Origin of the sequence: Kocuria sp. LHG3120, from assembly GCF_049897445.1 — a bacterium.
In the GTDB taxonomy this organism is placed as follows: Bacteria; Actinomycetota; Actinomycetes; order Actinomycetales; family Micrococcaceae; genus Kocuria; species Kocuria rosea.
The window spans coordinates 68,497-84,065 of record NZ_JAFCWG010000011.1 but is presented as its reverse complement, the minus strand read 5'-3'; the positions used below and the strand labels follow the sequence as shown (position 1 = coordinate 84,065).

Below are 15,569 nucleotides of genomic sequence, written 5' to 3'. Positions count from 1 at the left end.
GAGGTCTGCGAGCTCCACCCCGGTGCGCTTCTCGAGGGTCTCGAAGCCCTGCACGGCCAGCTCCCCGTTGGTGGTGCCGGAGAAGAGGAGGATGGCCTCGGCCATCCGCGCGTCGGTGTCCACGGCCGGGCGGCCCGCCGCGGCCCCGGAGTCGAAGACCCCGTGCAGGCGGGCCAGCTGGTCCACCTGGTGGGAGACGTCGTAGGTGATGTGCTTCGTGGTGAAGCCCAGCCGCTCGGCCAGGGGCCCCACCGCCGAGAACTTCTCCCCGATCGCGGTGTAGTCCCGCTCCACGACCGCGAGGTTGGGCAGGTTCTTCCCGGGCACGGCCGGCAGGTCGGTGTGCTTCCAGTCGGGCGCGTGCCCGCCGGGCTGGGCGATCTCCCCCGGGGTGTCGTGGGTGAGCGCGGTGGCCACCATGTCCTTGCGCACCCCGAGGTGCACCTTCGCCTGCCGGGAGAACTCCTCGGCGAGCAGCCGGAACAGCTCGTAGTCGGTCTTGGCCTCCCACGGCGGGTCGATCGCCGGGGTGAACGCGTGCACGTACGGGTGCATGTCCGTGGAGGACAGGTCGTGCTTCTCGTACCAGGTGGCCGCGGGGAGGACGACGTCGGAGAGCAGGGTGGAGCTCGTCATCCGGAAGTCGGCCGATACGAGCAGGTCGAGCTTGCCCTCGGGCGCCTGCTCGTGCCAGGTCACGTCCCGCGACCGGGACGCGGAGTGGTCCTGCCCCATGACGTTGTGGTGCGTGCCGAGGAGGTGCCGGAGGAAGTACTCCTCGCCCTTCGCGGAGGACCCCAGCAGGTTGGAGCGCCACAGCACCAGGGTGCGGGCCCAGTTCTCGGGGGCGTCGACGTCCTCGACGGCGAAGCGCAGCTGCCCCGACTTCAGCCGGTCCGCGACCCACCGGGCCTCGTCGGGGGTCTCCCCCCGGGCCACGCCCTCGGCGGCGAGGTCCGCGACGTCGAGGGAGTTGCGGTCGAACTGCGGGTAGAACGGCATCCAGCCCATCCGGGTGGACTTCGCGACCACGTCCGCGGTGTGCATGCCCTTCAGGTGGCCCTCCGCCAGGGGCGACTGGAGGGAGTCGGACGAGTAGCCGTCGGAGCGCCACTGGTCGGTGTGCATGTACCAGAACGCGGTGCCGATCATGAAGCGCGGCGGGCGGGTCCAGTCGGTGGCCGCGGCCATCGCGGCCCAGCCCGTGATGGGGCGGGTCTTCTCCTGGCCCACGTAGTGCGCCCACCCGCCGCCGTTGCGGCCCTGGCACCCGCACAGCATGAGCATCGCGAGGATCGCCCGGTAGGTGACGTCCCCGTGGTACCACTGGCAGATGCCGGCCCCCAGGATGATCATCGACCGGCCGCCGGACTTCTCCGCGTTGGCCGCGAACTCGCGGGCTGTGCGGATCACGGCCCGGGCCGGGACCGAGGTGATCTCCTCCTGCCACGCCGGGGTGTAGGGGGTCGCGACGTCGTCGAGCCCGGCCGCCCAGTCCCCCGGCAGGCCCTCGCGGCCCACGCCGTACTGGGCGAGCATCAGGTCGAAGACCGTGGTGACCGTCCGTCCGGCGACCTCGGTGACGGGCACGCCGCGGCGCAGCACCGAGCCCTCCCCCGTGGCGTCGGTGAAGGCGGGCAGGTGCACCGCGCTCACCGAGCCCTCGTAGGAGGAGGCGTCCGCGAGCGAGAGCGCCGGGCGCACGCCCTGCAGGTCGAGGTTCCACTTCCCCTCGTCCTGCTCGTTGTAGCGGAAGCCCATGGACCCGTTCGGGACCACCGGCGTGCCGGCGTCGCGGTCGATCAGCACGGTCTTGAACGCCGCGTCGGAGGCCGTCGCCTCGCCCCCGCCCAGGTCCGCGGCGGTGACGAACTTGCCGGGCACCACGGTGCCGTCCTCGCGCTCGTCGAGGGTGACGAGCATGGGCAGGTCGGTGTACTGCAGGACGTAGTCCTCGAAGAACGGCACCCGCCGCTCCACGAAGTTCTCCCGCAGGATCACGTGGCCCATCGCCATGGCGAGCGCGGCGTCCGTGCCGGCCTGGGCCGGCAGCCACTCGTCGGCGAACTTCGTGTTGTCCGCGTAGTCGGGGCTGACTGAGACGACCTTCGTGCCGCGGTAGCGGGCCTCCACCATCCAGTGCGCGTCCGGGGTGCGCGTGACCGGGACGTTCGAGCCCCACATCATGAGGTAGGTGGCGTCCCACCAGTCGCCGGACTCCGGGACGTCGGTCTGGTCGCCGAAGACCTGGGGGCTGGCCACGGGCAGGTCCGCGTACCAGTCGTAGAAGCTGTTCATCACACCGCCGATGAGGTTGATGAACCGGGCCCCCGCGGCGTGGGAGACCATGGACATCGCGGGGATCGGGGAGAAGCCGGTGCACCGGTCGGGGCCGTAGGTCTTCACGGTGTGCACGTGGGCGGCGGCGGTCATCTCGAGGGCCTCCTGCCAGCTCGAGCGCACCAGGCCGCCCTTGCCGCGGGCCTGCTGGAAGGCCCGGCGCTTCTCCGGGTCGCCGACCACCGCCTGCCACGCCAGCACGGGGTCCCCGCCCACCTGTTCCTTGGCCGCGCGGTACATCTCCAGCAGCACCCCGCGGACGTACGGGTAGCGGACCCGGGTGGGCGAGTAGGTGTACCAGGAGAAGGCGGCGCCGCGGGGACAGCCGCGCGGCTCGTACTCCGGGCGGTCCGGGCCCACCGAGGGGTAGTCGGTCTCCTGCGCCTCCCAGGTGATGATCCCGTCCTTGACGTAGACCTTCCAGGAGCACGAGCCCGTGCAGTTCACCCCGTGCGTGGAGCGGACCACCTTGTCGTGGCTCCACCGGTTCCGGTAGAACGCGTCACCGGCCCGCCCGCCCTCGCGGTAGACCGCGCGGCCGTCCGGGGACTCCTCTCAGCGGGTGAAGAACTTCCCGAGCTTGAGCAGGGCGTGGGACGCGGGGCCATCGGTGCCCGGCGGAACGGAGCTGGCAACCATGGTGCCAACCTATCGAATTCGGCATTCTGAATTAGGATTTTCTTGTGGACCAATGAACGGCAATTCGGTGGAAAAGAATTCATGACACATCAATTTCAGAATTCATTTTCCGTCAAGAATTCCGGCACCCTTGTTTTTCTCGGCGGAAAGGGGATGACCGAGCCCCGGCTCTCGCGCGGACGGGCGCCGGCCGGGACTAGCCTGGCCGGATGGACCGACCGACCCTCCGCCCTCCCGGTGACCTCCGCCCCGGCGTGCGCCTCGACGTGCGCGACGACGGGCCCCCGGACGGGGAGCCCGTCCTGCTGCTGCACGGCTTCCCCCAGGACGGCACGAGCTGGTCCGGGGTCGCGCCCGTGCTGCGGCGCGCCGGCCTGCGCACGCTGGTGCCCGATCAGCGCGGCTACTCCCCCGGCACCAGGCCCCGGGGTCGCCGCGCCTACCGGCTCGAGCTGCTCGTCCAGGACGCCGTGGCGCTGCTGGACGCCGCCGGGCTGGAGCGCGCCCACGTCGTCGGCCACGACTGGGGCGGGATCGTGGCGTGGACCCTCGCGGCCCACCGGCCGGAGCGGACGGCGTCCCTGACGGTGGCCTCGGTCCCGCACCCCCGGGCGCTCGCCCGCTCCCTGACCCGCTCGCCGCAGGCGCTGCGCTCGGCCTACGTCGGGGCCTTCCAGCTGCCCCGGCTCCCGGAGGCGCTGCTCGGTCCGCGCCTCGAGCAGCTCCTGCGCCGCTCCGGCCTGCCCGCGGCGGAGGCCGCCCGCTACGCGGCCCGGATGCGGGAGCCCGGCGCGCTCACCGGCGCCCTGAACTGGTACCGCGCCCTGCCGCTGTCCCGGCTGCGCACCGGACCGGTGGACGTTCCGACCACGTACGCGTGGGGCGCCCGGGACCCCGCCCTGGGCCGGCGGGCCGCGGAGCTCACGGCCGAGCACGTGCGGGGGCCCTACCGGTTCGTGGAGCTGGACGCCGGCCACTGGCTGCCGGAGACCCGTGCCGAGGAGCTGGCGGGACTGGTGCTCGAGCGCGTCGGCGGGACCGCGAACACCCCGTAGCGGCTCAGCCCCGCGGGGAGGGTCCCTCGGACGGCGCGTCCTCGCGCCGGCGCCGGGGGGTCCCCGCGATGCGCAGCGCGGCCTGGACCGCCAGCAGCGCGAACGCCGCGTAGTAGATCCCCACGGAGGGGTAGAGCTGGGGGACGGTGCCGTTCCAGCCCACCAGGGTGAGCACGAACAGGATGCCGCCGAGCACGAGCAGCCCGAGGTGCGCGGTGCCGAAGGCGCCCCGCTCGCCGCGGCGGGCGAGGAAGAGCGCCAGGACGGCGAAGAAGATCGGGAAGAGCATCTGGCCCACCACGGTGATGCCGTTCTGGTGGTACTCGTAGCGGCCGAGCGCCTGGATCACGGCGGTGGCGGCGAGGAGCAGCGGGGCGAGCAGGGACGTCATGGGGACCTGTTCTGTGCGATCGTCCGGGCGGGGGCGCGGACCAGTCTAGCGAGCGGCGGGGACACCGCCGCGGCGCCCCGGGCCCGGCCGGAGCCGCCCCGGCGGTGGTGGGGTCCTGCGGTGGTGCGGCCCTGCGGTCCCGCGGGCCGGGCGCGCACCGGGTCAGTCGAGCAGCAGCAGCTCCACCGGGGTCCCCGCCGGCAGCTCGGCCCCGCCCGCCGGCACGAGCGCGAGGGCGTTGGCCCGGGCCGCGGCGGCCAGCAGGTGGGAGCCGGGCCCGCCCGCCATCCGCACCGTGGCGCCGTCCCAGACGGCGCGGCGCACCTGGGTCCGCCCGGGCAGCGGCCGGACGGCCTCCGCGAGGGGCCCCGTGCGGCGGGCCCGCGGCGCCGGGGCGCCCACGGTCCCGGTCAGGGCGGGGCGGAGGAACATCTCGAAGGACACGAGGGTGCTGACGGGGTTGCCGGGCAGGCAGACGAAGGGAACGCCGCCCGGTGCCGCGAGGCCCTGCGGCCCCCCGGGCTGCATCGCGACGTGCACGAACTCGCCGTGGGGCGCGAGCACCTGCCGGACGACCTCGTAGGCGCCCTCGCTGACCCCGCCGGAGGAGACGAAGAAGTCGGGCCTCCGCGCGGTGTCCTCCGCCAGGCGTGCCGCGAAGGCGCCGGCGTCGTCGGAGAGCAGGTGGGCGCCGACCACCTCCACGCCCGCCTCCGCGAGCTGGGCGCGCAGGATCGCCGCGTTCGCGTCGAAGATCTGGGCCGGGCCGCGCGCGGCGCCGGGCGCCACGACCTCGTCGCCCGTCGTGTAGAGCACGGCCCGGGGGCGGGCGCGCACGGTCAGCTCCGCGCACCCCAGCGCGGCCGCGAGCCCGATCCGGGCGGGGGTGAGCCGCTGCCCCGCGACCAGCGCCGTGTCCCCGGCGACGACGTCCTCGCCCGCACGGCGGACGAACCTCCCGGCCGGCTGGCCCGCCGGGAGCCGGAGGTGCGTCCCGGGTGCCGGGAAGCCCCCCGGCAGCGACTCCTCGACGGGCACCACGGCGTCCGCGCCGGGCGGCAGGGGCGCGCCGGTCATGACGGGGGCCGCCTCCCCGGGACCGAGCGGGCCGGGGACGTGGCCGGCGGGCACGGGGGCGACGACGACGAACGGGGTGCGCCCGTCCTCCCCGGGCGCCGTCCGGCTGTCGGCGGCACGGATCGCGAAACCGTCCATCTGGGAGTTGTCGAAAGGCTGCAGGCTCAGGGGCGCCACGAGGTCCTCGGCCAGGACCCGGCCCGCCGCGGCCGCCAGCGGCAGGGTCTCCGTCCGGGCGCGGAGACCCCGCAGGGCCTCCGTGACCGCGCGGCGGTGCTCGTCGACGCTGCGGACCGGATGCTGCGCGTGCCTGCTCATTCCTCCAGCGTAGGTGCCGGGGCGCGCCCGTCCTGGCAGGATCGGGGCCATGACGCAACGGGATGTGGAGCACACGCCGGACGGCCGGTGGATCGTGGTGGACGGACGGCGGTGGCGCCGCCAGGATCCCGGGCTGCCCGAGGACGTCGCGGCCCGGCTGACGTCCCACCTGGGCCGGGCCCGGGCGGCCGTCCGCACGGTGCGGCGGGACGGCACGGAGGAGGAGCTGCGGGCCGTGCGGGACCGGGTGGGGATCGCCAAGCTGGGCCTCGGTGAGCGCGGCACGCCGTGGTGGGAGCAGTCGCCCGCCGAGCAGGAGGCCCGGTGGACGGATGCTCTCACGCGGCTGGACGAGCAGGCCCCGCCGGAGCCGGCGTGACGCCGTACGGCGCCCGGGGCGTTCTCGGCGTGCTGGGGACTGATTACACTGGGCGGACCATCCCGGCACGCCGAGCACCGTGCGGGCCGGGGACGACCACCGAGGCGGTGACATGAGCGTTTCCCTGGGACTGCCGCGGCTCCGCGATGCGGGTCCGGGCCCGAGCGGTGCACCGCGGGAGGCGGGGCTCGTGGACCGCCACGGCCGCCGCGCCACCGACCTGCGCCTGTCGGTGATCGACAAGTGCAACCTGCGCTGCACCTACTGCATGCCCGCCGGCGGCCTGCCCTGGCTGCCCGCCGCCCAGCTGATGACCCCCGCCGAGATCACCCGCATCGTGCGCGTGGGCGTCGAGCAGCTCGGGGTCACCGAGCTGCGCCTGACCGGCGGGGAGCCCCTGGTGCGGGCCGACCTCGAGGAGATCGTGGCCGGGGTGCGGACCGCCCACCCCGAGCTGCCGGTCTCGCTGACCACCAACGGCATCGGTCTGGCCGCCCGCGCCCAGGGCCTGGCCGAGGCCGGGCTGACCCGGATCAACATCTCCCTGGACTCCCTGGACGCGGCGACCTTCCGCACCCTGGCCCGCCGGGACCGCCTCGCCGACGTGCTGGCCGGGGCCGAGGCGGCGGCCGCCGCCGGGCTGACCCCGGTGAAGATCAACGCGGTGCTGATGCGCGGGGTCAACGACCACGAGGCCCCCGAGCTGCTCGCGTGGGCGCTGGCGCGCGGCTTCGCGCTGCGGTTCATCGAGCAGATGCCCCTGGACGCCGACCACGGCTGGACCCGGGCGGACATGGTCACCGCCGCCGAGATCCGCCACCGGCTCGCCGGCCGGTTCCGGCTGGCCCCGCACCCGGGGCCGCGCGAGGGCGCCCCGGCCGAGCTGTGGGACGTCCACCCCCGCACGGCCAGCGCCGCCCCCGTGGACTCCGGCGCGACCTCGGACGCGACGTCCGCGGCGCCCCCCGCCGCGTCCTCCGCCCTGCGCCCCGGCGCCCAGGACCCGCCGCTGGGCACGGTGGGCGTCATCGCCTCCGTGACGGAGCCATTCTGCGCCGACTGCAAGCGGACCCGGATCACCGCCGAGGGCAGGATCCGCTCCTGCCTGTTCTCCCACGAGGAGGTCGAGCTGCTGCCGCTGCTGCGCACCGGTGCGACCGACGCCCAGCTGGCCGAGCGCTGGCGGGCGGCGATGTGGGCGAAACCGGCCGCCCACGGCATGGACCACACCGGCTTGGACTCCTCCGACTACGTCCAGCCGGAGCGCTCGATGAGCGCGATCGGAGGCTGAGCAGGGATGCTGATCCGCTACTTCGCCGCCGCCCGCGCTGCGGCCGGCACCGACGCCGAGACCCTGGAGGTCCCCGACGACCGGCCCTGCACGCGCCGGGACGTGGAGAACCTGCTGGCCCGGGCCCACCCCGAGCCGCCACCGGGACAGCCTCCGCTGGCGCAGGTGCTGGCCCGGTCCAGCTTCCTGCTCGACGGCGTGGCCTGCCCTGATCCCGACACTCCGGTCCCGTCCGGGGCGGTGCTCGACGTCCTGCCGCCCTTCTCCGGCGGATGAGCGCGTGAGCGCCCCGGGACCGGCCCCGGTCTTCCACGCCGTGGTCCTGGCGGGCGGCCGCTCCGCCCGCCTGGGCGGCCGGCCCAAGGCCGGTCTGCGGCGAGCCGGGCGCACCCTGCTGGAGCTCACGCTGGACGCGGTCCGGGAGGCGGCGGGCGTCGTCGTCGTCGGCCCGGCGGACCCGGCCGTCCCCGCGCACGTGCTGCGCACCCGGGAGGACCCGCCGTTCTCCGGCCCGGCCGCGGGCATCGCCGCCGGGCTGCGCGCCCTCGACGCCCTGCCCGCCGCACAGTGGACCCTGACCCTGGCGTGCGACATGCCCGGGGTGTCACGGGCCGTGCCCCTCCTGCTGGAGGCGGCCCGGACCGGTGACGGCGCCGCCGGCTACGTGTCGGTCCCGCCCGACGGCCACCGCCAGCCCCTCGCCGCCCTCTACCGCAGCGACGTGCTGCGCCGGGCCTTCGCGGGGCAGGACGCCGCGGACCGGTCCGTGTTCTCGTTCGTGCGCGAGCTCCCGCTCCGGGACGTCACCGTGCCCGAGGACGCCACCGCGGACGTCGATACGTGGGACGATGTGCACAGGCACCACCTGACCTGACCACGAGCGGGCGGCTCCACCGCCCGGGAGGAGCGGCGCATGCCCAAGGACCTGAGCCCGTTCGAGCACGAGATCCTGGAACGGTGGGTCGAGGCCGTGCGGGCGGCCCTGGACGTGCCCGACGCCGGCCTCCCCCTGGACGCCGTGCTGGGACTCACCGGCAGGATCGCCCACGGCACCGTGCGCCCCGCCGTCCCGCCCACCGCCTACCTGCTCGGCTACCACGTGGGCCGCGCCGCGGCCGCGGGCGAGGACGAGCACCGCGTCCTGGACCGCGCGCTGCAGACCGTCGACGGTCTCGTCCCCGCCGCCCGCCGAACCCCCGAGGAGAACTGATGTCCGGACTGCCCCTGCCCCACGACACCAACAGCCCCTACACGCACGCGCTGCCCGTCATCGAGGACGACAGCGGCACGCCCGAGAGCGCCCCCGAGGAGGTCGAGACCGTCCACGACGCCGACTGGCACCGGGCCCGGCAGTTCTCCTACGACATCGCCACCGCGCTGCCCAGCCACTGGCTGCCCCTGCAGGAGGCGCTCGGCGAGGTCCTCGCCGAGGACGTCACCGCCCCGATCCCGGTCCCGCACTACGCCTCCTCCGCCATGGACGGCTACGCCGTGGCCGGCCCCCAGCCGTGGACGGTGGTCTTCCCCGAGCCTGTGGAGACCGACCCCCGCAAGATGCTGACCATCCCGCCGCGGGAGCTCTACCGCCCGGTCCTCAACCTGGAGCCCGGCGAGGCCACCCGCATCGTCACCGGCGGACTCGTCCCCGCCGGGGCCCGGGCCGTGCTGCGGGACGAGTACGCGCAGCTGTCCGAGGAGGGCACCGTGCTCACGATCGCGGCCCACGCCCCCTCGGCCGAGGACATCCCCTACGGGCAGAACATCCGCCGCACCGGCGAGGAGGTCGCGGCCGGGGACGTCATCCTGCACGCCGACTGCCTGCTCAACCCGGCGCACATCGCCTTCGCCGCCGTCAGCGGCCACGACATGCTCCCGGTCCGCCGCCGTCCGCGCGTGACGATCCTGCTCACCGGCAGCGAGGTGGTCGAGGACGGGATCCCCGAGCCGGGCCAGGTCCGGGACGCCTTCGGCCCCCAGCTGCCCACGTTCGTGGAGATGCTGGGCGGGTCCGTGGACCAGCTCCGGCGCGTCGAGGACACCGCGAAGGCGATGCTCTCCGCCCTGACCGAGGCGCCCTCCGGCATGGCGTCGGTGCTCGACGCCCGCACCGAAGTGGTCATCACCACCGGCGGGACCGGGCACTCCGACGCCGACCACGTCCGCTCGGCGCTCCAGGAGCTCGGGGCGGTCTTCCTGCTCGACGGCCTCGCCCAGCGCCCGGGCCACCCCACGTTCCTGGCACGGCTGCCCGAGGACGGCCCCTTCGTGGTGGGCCTGCCCGGCAATCCGCTGGCGGCGATGACCAGCATCTTCACGGTGGCCCAGCCGCTGCTCGCCAAGCTGCACAGCGACCGGCCCCCGGCCACGCGCACCCTGCCGGCGGCCGAGGACCTGCCGGGCCAGAAGGTCACCGCCCTGGTGCCCGCCTACCTCCGGGACGGGACGGTCGCCCCCCGGGACCGGGTCGGCGCGAACATGCTCCGCGGGCTCGCCCACGCGGACGTCATCGCCGTGGTCCCGCCGGGCGGCGTGACCGCCGGGCAGGACGTCGAGGTGGTCCCCCTGCCCTGGCGCTGACGCGCCGAGGGCCCGGACACCGGTGGTGTCCGGGCTCTCGGCGTCCCCGGCTTCGCGGGCTCAGGCGGTCGTGAAGAGGACCAGCGCGCCCAGCACGAAGACCGTGGAGGCGGCGAGCGCGCAAGCGAACTCCACGACGATCCCCAGGCCCGCCGCCTTGAGACCCGCCCAGCTGGAGTCCAGCGCCGCCCGGAGGTCCCGCTGGCGAGCGGTCTCGCTCAGCAGCAGGCCCACGAAGAACCCCACGAAGATCCCGACCACCGGGATCACGAACAGCCCCACCACGGCGCCGGCCGCGGCGTAGAGGAGGGAGCGGTTGGGGATCTGCCGGCGCTTGAGCCGGGTGCCGGTGAGCACGGCGCTCGCGGCCATCCCGGCGATCGCCAGCGCGGAGCCGATCCCCAGCACGGTCCAGCCCTCGACCGCCTGGACCGTGAGGGCCCAGACGAGGAGGCCGACCACGATCAGGATCGAGCCCGGCAGCACCGGCACGATGATGCCGAGGCACCCGACGACGAGCAGGGCGGCGGTGATGAGGGTCGCGATGATCTCGGCAGTCACGCCCTCATCGTAGGCGGCACACCCGGTGACAGCCGCACCGTATACTAGTATCTGCTCCGCAAATTAAATGGGCAGGTGAGCTCCGTGCACGCATCCGCACGCCCCCGGGGACGGACGTCCTGGCACCGCCGGGCCGGCAGACCGGTCCGTCTGTGGATGGCGGCCCTGCTCCTCGTCGTGCTCTTCCACCGCTGGCTCCCGGAGACGCGGTGGCTGCTGGTGCACCTCGTCACCCTGGGGCTCGTGACCAACTCGGTCCTGGTGTGGTCACAGCACTTCACCGACTCCCTGCTGAAGAACCGGGTGCCCGACGACGCCCGGGGTCGGCAGCTGGCCCGGATCGGGCTGCTCAACGCCGGCACCGTGCTGCTCGTCGTGGGAATCCTCACCGGCTGGTACGTGCTGGTGCTCGTCGCCTCGACCGCCGTGGGCGCCGCGGTGGCCTGGCACGGGGCGGCCCTGCTCCGGCAGCTGCGCACGGCGCTGCCGTCCCGGTTCGCCGTGACCGTGCGCTACTACGTGGTCGCGGCCTTCCTGCTGCCGGTGGGCGCGGTCCTCGGCGCGCTCCTGGCCACCGGCCCCGCCGGCGCCTGGCACGCGCGCCTGCTCCTCGCCCACGAGGTCACCAACGTCCTGGGCTTCGTGGGCCTGACCGTCGCCGGGACCGCGCTCACCCTGTGGCCCACGATCCTGCGCACGCGCATGCCGGAGCTCTCCACCCGGGTCAGCACCGCGGCGCTGCCCGTGCTGACCGGGGGGCTGGTGCTCACCGGGACGGCGGCACTGGCCGGGTCCCCCGTGCTCGCCGCGGCGGGCCTGGCGGTCTACGCGGCGGGGCTGGGCGCCGTGGTCGCGGTCATGGCCCGGACCGCGGTGCGGGCCCGTCCCTCCGACTACGCGGGCTGGTCCGTGGCCGCCGGCGTCCTGTGGTGGACGGTCACCGTGGTGGCCGCCGTCCTCGTGGTGGCCCTGCACGGCTTCGACGCGGCGGCGCTGGGACAGCTGACCGTCCCGTTCGTGGCCGGCTTCCTGGTACAGGTGCTGCTGGGGGCCATGACCTACCTCCTGCCGGTGACCATGGGGGGAGGGCCGGCGACCGTGCGGGCGGCCCACCGGGCCATCAACCGCGCCGGGACGTTCCGCGTGGTGGTCGTCAACCTGTGCGTGCTGCTCTTCGCGCTCCCACCGGGCGCGGTGCCCTCCTGGGTCCGGGCCGTGGTCTCCGTCCTGGGCGCGGCGGCGCTCTTCGCGTTCGTCCCGCTCATGGTCTCCGCCGCCCGGACCTCGCTGGCGGGGCGCCGGGCGGCCATGGCCCGCCGGGCCGGGGAGCCGGTGCCCGTGCCGGAGGCCGTCGCCCCCGCCGCGCCTCCGCGGCCGGCCCGCGAGGCGCTGGCGGGGGTGCTCGTGGTGGCCCTGGGCGTCGCGGCGGGCATCGCCGTGAACCCCGCCGCGGCGGGGTTCGACCTGCGCGGCGGCGGCTCCGGGGCCCCGGCCACGGGCGGGACGACCACCGTGCAGGTCAGTGCCCGGGAGGGGATGCGCTTCGAGCCCTCCGTCGTGGAGGTCCCGCTCGGCGACCAGCTCGTGATCGAGCTCACGAACGACGACCCGACCAACGTGCACGACCTCGTCCTGGCCTCCGGCACGAGCTCCGGGCGCGTCGGCCCCGGACAGACGGTGACCGTGGAGGCGGGGGTGGTCGACGGACCCCTGGAGGCGTGGTGCTCGATCGTCGGGCACCGCAGCATGGGGATGACCCTCGACGTCGTCGCCGTCGGCGCGGACGGCGCTCCCCTCGACGCGCCCTCCGCGGCCGGCCAGCGGCGCGGGGCGCCCGGCGTGGTCCCCGCCGGCACCGATCCGGCCGACGGCGCGGACCTCGGGGCCGCCCCGGGAGAGGGCGTCGAGGTCCGCTCCCCCGTGCTCGAGCCCGTCGGCGCGGGCGTCCAGGAGGACGGCCGGCGGGTGCACCGGGTGGACCTCGACGTCTCGGAGGGCGAGCACGAGATCGCCCCCGGCGTCCGCATGCGGGCGTGGACGTACAACGGCCGCTACATGGGGCCCACGCTGCACGGGGAGGTCGGCGACGTCTTCGAGATCACGCTGACCAACGGCGCAACGATGGGCCACTCGGTGGACTTCCACGCGGGCACGGTGGCGCCCGACGAGAACATGCGCACCCTCGCCCCGGGGGACTCCCTCGTCTACCGCTTCGAGGCGGTACGCTCCGGCATCTGGCTCTACCACTGCTCCACCGCGCCGATGAGCACGCATGTGGCGGCCGGCATGTTCGGCGCCGTGGTGATCGACCCGCCGGGGCTCCCGGAGGTGGACCGCGACTACCTCCTCGTGCAGAACGAGACGTACCTGGGCCCGCCCGGGGAGGACGCCGGCGACGGGACGGGGGTGGACGCCGCCGTGGACCCGGCCAGGATCCCGGGCGGGGTCCCCAGCTTCACGGTCTTCAACGGCCACGCCACCCAGTACCTGCACGAGCCGCTGACCGCCCGCGCCGGGGAGCGGGTGCGGATCCGGGTCCTCGCGGCCGGGCCGTCCACGGGGCTGAGCTTCCACGTGGTCGGCGCTCAGTTCGACACCGTGCACAAGGAGGGCGCCTACCTCCTGGAGCGCGGCGGCGCGGGATCCGGCGGGGCCCAGGCCCTCGACCTCGCCCCTGCCCAGGGCGGCTTCGTGGAGCTGGAGTTCTCCGAGCCCGGCACCTATCCCTTCGTGAACCACTCCCTCGTGGAGGCCGAGCGCGGAGCCCGCGGCCTGATCGAGGTCACCGGCTGACCCTCCCGTCCACCGGGCGGGCGTGGAGGCTGTCCCCCCAAGAGGCCGCAGACCGGGGCGGGCGGGCCGCCCTAGCCTGGAACAAATGGCCACCACCGTCCTGGACCCCGCGCGCCCCGGCACCGAGGAACTCGCCCCGCGCGGTTCCCGGTGGTTCCTGCTGGCCTCCGTGGTGCTGCTCCTGATCGGCACCGGCGGGCTCTTCCACGCCAACGCCCCCGGGTGCTGCGGGGCGTCCCTCGGCGAGGAGCCGATCCGCACCGCGCCCGTCCCGGAGCCGTGGGGCGATGACGTCCTGGCCGCCGCCGAGCTCTCGGGGCTCCCGCCCGAGATCGTCGCCGCCCAGCTGGACGTCGAGAGCCGCTGGGACCCCCGGGCCGTCAGCCCCGCCGGGGCGCAGGGCCTCGCCCAGTTCATGCCGGACACGTGGAAGCGCTACGGCCGGGGCGACCCCTTCGACCCGCGGGCCGCCATCCGGGCCCAGGGCCTCTACCTCAAGGACCTGCGGCTCATGGTGCGGGGGCTGGCGCCCGCCTCGGCCCAGGAGGAGATCGACCTCGTGCTCGCCGCCTACAACGCCGGACCCACGGCGGTCCTGCGGCACGGCGGGATCCCCCCGTTCGCGGAGACCCGCGGCTACGTGGCGCAGATCCGCGAGCTCGCGGCCACGACGTACGCCGAGGTCGGCGCCTGAGCCCTCGTCAGCCGGCGGGCCGCCGGCTCCTCGCGAGGCCCCGCAGCGCCCTGCGGGCCGCGTGGTACCCGGCCATGCCGTGCACCCCGCCGCCCGGGGGCGTCGAGGACGAGCACAGCCAGACCCCCGGCACGCCGGTGGCGTAGGGGTCGGCCTGCACGGCCGGCCGGAACAGCTGCTGCAGCCCGTCCAGGGAGCCGCCGCCGATGTCCCCGCCCACGAGATTCGCGTTCCACGCCTCCAGCCCGGCCGGGGAGGTGTCCACGCGCTCGCGGATCCGGTCGCGGACCCCGGGGGCGAAGCGCTCGAGCTGCCGGAGCACCCGGTCCCCCGCCCGGGGGTCGTCGCACCCGTGGGGGACGTGGGCGTAGGCCCACAGCACCTGCCGGCCCGCGGGCGCCCGGGACGGGTCGGCGGCCCCCTGCTGGGCCACGAGCACGAACGGGCGCTCCGGCAGCCGGCCCGCCCGCGCCTGCTCCTCCGCGGCGCCGATCTCGGCGAGCGTCCCGCCCACGTGCACGGTCCCGGCCTCCGCCACGCGCGGGTCCCGCCACGGCACGGGGCCGTCCAGCAGCAGGTCCACCTTGTAGGAGGCAGTGCCGTAGCGCCACCGGGCGAGCGCCCGCCGGTACCGGTCCGGCAGCTCGAGCCCGCGCAGGCCCAGCACCTGCCGGGGCGTGAGGTCCAGCAGGACGACGTCGGCCGGCCGCACCTGGGCGAGGTCCGTCACCGGGGAGTGGACGAGCACCCGCCCGCCGTGCTCCTCGAGATCGGCCACCAGGGCGTCGACGACGGCCTGGGTGCCGCCGTGGGCCACCGGCCACCCCGTGGCGTGGGCGGCGGCGCCGAACAGCGTCCCGAAGGCGGAGGTCAGCGCGTGCCGCGGGGGCAGCACCGCATGGGCGGCGGACCCGGCGAAGAGCCCCCGGGCCTGCTCGGTGCGGAACAGCGCCCGCGCCGTGGCCGCGGCGGGCCACGGCGCGCGCAGACCGAATGACGCCAGGGCCCGCGGGTGCTCGGGCACGCGCACGAGCGGGCCCAGCACCGACTCGACCGTCTCCTCCCAGCGCTCCACCACGCCGCGGTGCAGCAGGGACCACGCCCGGCCGTCCGCGCCCAGCCCCGCCGCCGTGCGCTCGAGCGAGCGGTGCAGCAGGCCCGGCGGGCCGTCGTCGAGCGGGTGCGCGGCCACGACCGGCGGGTGCAGCCACTCCAGGCCGTGCCGGTGCAGGCCCAGCTGCGCGAACAGCGGGCTGGCCACGCCGAAGGGGTGGACGGCCGAGCCGAGGTCCACCACCGTGCCGGGGCCGAGCACGGCCGCGGAGCGGGCCGCGCCGCCGGCCGAGCCCGCCGCCTCGTGGACCGTGACGTCGAGGCCCGCGCGGGCCAGCACCACGGCCGCGGCGAGCCCGTTGGGCCCCGAGCCGACGACCGCGGCCGTCCCCTGCACGGGC

Annotated in this window: 13 protein-coding genes and 1 pseudogene; 9 read left to right on the top strand and 5 right to left on the bottom strand. The window is 75.5% G+C overall.

The annotated features are described in order from the left end of the window. Positions 1–2,979: pseudogene (locus tag ACP7CD_RS17635) on the bottom strand (nitrate reductase subunit alpha); the annotation flags it as partial. Positions 2,980–3,188: 209 nt separating this feature from the next. Between ACP7CD_RS17635 and ACP7CD_RS17630 the strand changes: the two are divergent. Continuing rightward, positions 3,189–4,034 carry an alpha/beta fold hydrolase gene (locus ACP7CD_RS17630; RefSeq protein ID WP_035925853.1) on the top strand — a complete coding sequence of 282 codons (846 nt, stop codon included), beginning with the start codon at positions 3,189–3,191 and terminating at the stop codon, positions 4,032–4,034. A 4-nt stretch (positions 4,035–4,038) separates the two neighbouring features. Here the strand turns inward: ACP7CD_RS17630 and ACP7CD_RS17625 are convergent, their stop codons facing one another. Both ACP7CD_RS17625 and glp read right to left on the bottom strand, forming a co-directional pair. After that, positions 4,039–4,425 carry a hypothetical protein gene (locus ACP7CD_RS17625; RefSeq protein ID WP_017834534.1) on the bottom strand — a complete coding sequence of 129 codons (387 nt, stop codon included), beginning with the start codon at positions 4,423–4,425 and terminating at the stop codon, positions 4,039–4,041. Positions 4,426–4,587: 162 nt separating this feature from the next. After that, a complete protein-coding gene (gene glp / locus ACP7CD_RS17620; RefSeq protein WP_109222261.1) occupies positions 4,588–5,820 on the bottom strand; it encodes a molybdopterin molybdotransferase MoeA in 1,233 nt (410 codons plus the stop codon). Positions 5,821–5,869: 49 nt separating this feature from the next. On the opposite strand from glp, the gene ACP7CD_RS17615 reads away from it, so the two are divergent. From ACP7CD_RS17615 to ACP7CD_RS17590, 6 genes are all read left to right on the top strand, one after another. Further along, positions 5,870–6,199: a biopolymer transporter Tol gene (locus ACP7CD_RS17615; RefSeq protein WP_368828384.1), complete on the top strand. Its 330-nt coding sequence runs from the start codon at positions 5,870–5,872 to the stop codon at positions 6,197–6,199. Between the two features lie 112 nt (positions 6,200–6,311). Next, positions 6,312–7,490: a GTP 3',8-cyclase MoaA gene (locus tag ACP7CD_RS17610; RefSeq protein WP_426120786.1), complete on the top strand. Its 1,179-nt coding sequence runs from the start codon at positions 6,312–6,314 to the stop codon at positions 7,488–7,490. Between the two features lie 6 nt (positions 7,491–7,496). Then, positions 7,497–7,766, top strand: coding sequence for a MoaD/ThiS family protein (locus ACP7CD_RS17605; protein ID WP_017834396.1), 270 nt, complete (start codon positions 7,497–7,499; stop codon positions 7,764–7,766). A 4-nt stretch (positions 7,767–7,770) separates the two neighbouring features. Beyond that, positions 7,771–8,364 carry a molybdenum cofactor guanylyltransferase gene (gene mobA, locus ACP7CD_RS17600; protein WP_035925839.1) on the top strand — a complete coding sequence of 198 codons (594 nt, stop codon included), beginning with the start codon at positions 7,771–7,773 and terminating at the stop codon, positions 8,362–8,364. A gap of 39 nt (positions 8,365–8,403) precedes the next feature. Continuing rightward, on the top strand, positions 8,404–8,700 hold the full coding sequence (locus ACP7CD_RS17595) for a DUF6457 domain-containing protein (RefSeq protein ID WP_115162269.1): 297 nt from the start codon (positions 8,404–8,406) through the stop codon (positions 8,698–8,700). Then, positions 8,700–10,067: a molybdopterin molybdotransferase MoeA gene (locus ACP7CD_RS17590; RefSeq protein WP_017834393.1), complete on the top strand. Its 1,368-nt coding sequence runs from the start codon at positions 8,700–8,702 to the stop codon at positions 10,065–10,067. Before ACP7CD_RS17595 ends, ACP7CD_RS17590 begins: the two co-directional genes overlap by 1 nt. A 60-nt stretch (positions 10,068–10,127) precedes the next feature. On the opposite strand, the gene ACP7CD_RS17585 is transcribed toward ACP7CD_RS17590, so the two are convergent. Continuing rightward, positions 10,128–10,628: a DUF456 domain-containing protein gene (locus ACP7CD_RS17585; protein ID WP_035925832.1), complete on the bottom strand. Its 501-nt coding sequence runs from the start codon at positions 10,626–10,628 to the stop codon at positions 10,128–10,130. Positions 10,629–10,712: 84 nt separating this feature from the next. On the opposite strand from ACP7CD_RS17585, the gene ACP7CD_RS17580 reads away from it, so the two are divergent. Both ACP7CD_RS17580 and ACP7CD_RS17575 read left to right on the top strand, forming a co-directional pair. Beyond that, a complete protein-coding gene (locus tag ACP7CD_RS17580; RefSeq protein ID WP_426120784.1) occupies positions 10,713–13,421 on the top strand; it encodes a multicopper oxidase domain-containing protein in 2,709 nt (902 codons plus the stop codon). 85 nt (positions 13,422–13,506) lie between these two features. Further along, positions 13,507–14,115: a lytic transglycosylase domain-containing protein gene (locus tag ACP7CD_RS17575; protein WP_336649980.1), complete on the top strand. Its 609-nt coding sequence runs from the start codon at positions 13,507–13,509 to the stop codon at positions 14,113–14,115. A 7-nt stretch (positions 14,116–14,122) separates the two neighbouring features. Here ACP7CD_RS17575 and ACP7CD_RS17570 read toward each other — a convergent pair whose 3' ends face one another. Next, entirely contained in the window at positions 14,123–15,565 is a 1,443-nt protein-coding gene (locus ACP7CD_RS17570) for an NAD(P)/FAD-dependent oxidoreductase (protein ID WP_336649981.1), read from the bottom strand. Positions 15,566–15,569 lie beyond the last annotated feature (4 nt).

What these genes read in the sequence shown, in the direction of transcription:
- ACP7CD_RS17630 (WP_035925853.1), top strand. Translation starts at nt 3,189, where the DNA reads ATGGACCGACCGACCCTCCGCCCTCCCGGTGACCTCCGCCCCGGCGTG.
- ACP7CD_RS17625 (WP_017834534.1), bottom strand. Translation starts at nt 4,425, where the DNA reads ATGACGTCCCTGCTCGCCCCGCTGCTCCTCGCCGCCACCGCCGTGATC.
- glp (WP_109222261.1), bottom strand. Translation starts at nt 5,820, where the DNA reads ATGAGCAGGCACGCGCAGCATCCGGTCCGCAGCGTCGACGAGCACCGC.
- ACP7CD_RS17615 (WP_368828384.1), top strand. Translation starts at nt 5,870, where the DNA reads ATGACGCAACGGGATGTGGAGCACACGCCGGACGGCCGGTGGATCGTG.
- ACP7CD_RS17610 (WP_426120786.1), top strand. Translation starts at nt 6,312, where the DNA reads ATGAGCGTTTCCCTGGGACTGCCGCGGCTCCGCGATGCGGGTCCGGGC.
- ACP7CD_RS17605 (WP_017834396.1), top strand. Translation starts at nt 7,497, where the DNA reads ATGCTGATCCGCTACTTCGCCGCCGCCCGCGCTGCGGCCGGCACCGAC.
- ACP7CD_RS17595 (WP_115162269.1), top strand. Translation starts at nt 8,404, where the DNA reads ATGCCCAAGGACCTGAGCCCGTTCGAGCACGAGATCCTGGAACGGTGG.
- ACP7CD_RS17590 (WP_017834393.1), top strand. Translation starts at nt 8,700, where the DNA reads ATGTCCGGACTGCCCCTGCCCCACGACACCAACAGCCCCTACACGCAC.
- ACP7CD_RS17575 (WP_336649980.1), top strand. Translation starts at nt 13,507, where the DNA reads ATGGCCACCACCGTCCTGGACCCCGCGCGCCCCGGCACCGAGGAACTC.